We start from the raw sequence: 738 nt of genomic DNA on the forward strand, positions 1-738 counted from the left end.
CTGTCCATGCCCCGCGGGGCAGCCGTCGTCTACCCGAAGGACGCAGGGCAGATCCTCGCCTTCGCCGACATCTTCCCCGGCGCCCGCGTCGTGGAGGCCGGCGTCGGCTCCGGCTCCCTCAGCAGCTTCCTGCTGCGAGCCATCGGCGACCAGGGCATGCTGCACTCCTACGAGCGCCGCGACGACTTCGCCGACATCGCACGGCAGAACGTCGAGCGCTACTTCGGCGGCCCCCACCCCGCCTGGCAGCTCACCGTCGGCGACCTCCAGGACAACCTGTCCGACACCGACGTCGACCGCGTCATCCTCGACATGCTCGCCCCCTGGGAATGCCTGGAAGCCGTCTCCAAGGCACTCGTCCCCGGCGGCATCGTGTGCTGCTACGTGGCCACCACCACCCAGCTCGCGCGCACCGTGGAATCCATCCGCGAGATCGGCTGCTTCAACGAGCCGACCGCCTGGGAGACCATGATCCGCAACTGGCACATCGAGGGCCTCGCCGTCCGCCCCGACCACCGCATGATCGGCCACACCGGCTTCCTGCTCACCGCCCGCCGCCTCGCCGACGGCGTCGAGCCGCCCATGCGCCGCCGCCGCCCCGCCAAGGGCGCCTACGGCGAGGACTACGCGGGACCCAACGCCGACGGCGGCACCGGCCGCTGAGCCACCCGCACCCGGCACACCAACAGGGCGCCGTGGCCGAGTTCCCCGACCGACCGGGGAACTCGGCCACGGCGC

The 738-nt window shown here is 72.2% G+C and carries 1 protein-coding gene; it reads left to right on the top strand.

All coding sequences use genetic code 11. The features are described 5' to 3' along the window. On the top strand, positions 1–663 hold a 663-nt coding region (locus CCN72_RS37670), incomplete at its 5' end, for a tRNA (adenine-N1)-methyltransferase (protein WP_086812714.1). Positions 664–738 lie beyond the last annotated feature (75 nt).

This window comes from Streptomyces murinus (assembly GCF_002154555.1).
GTDB lineage: Bacteria > Actinomycetota > Actinomycetes > Streptomycetales > Streptomycetaceae > Streptomyces > Streptomyces murinus.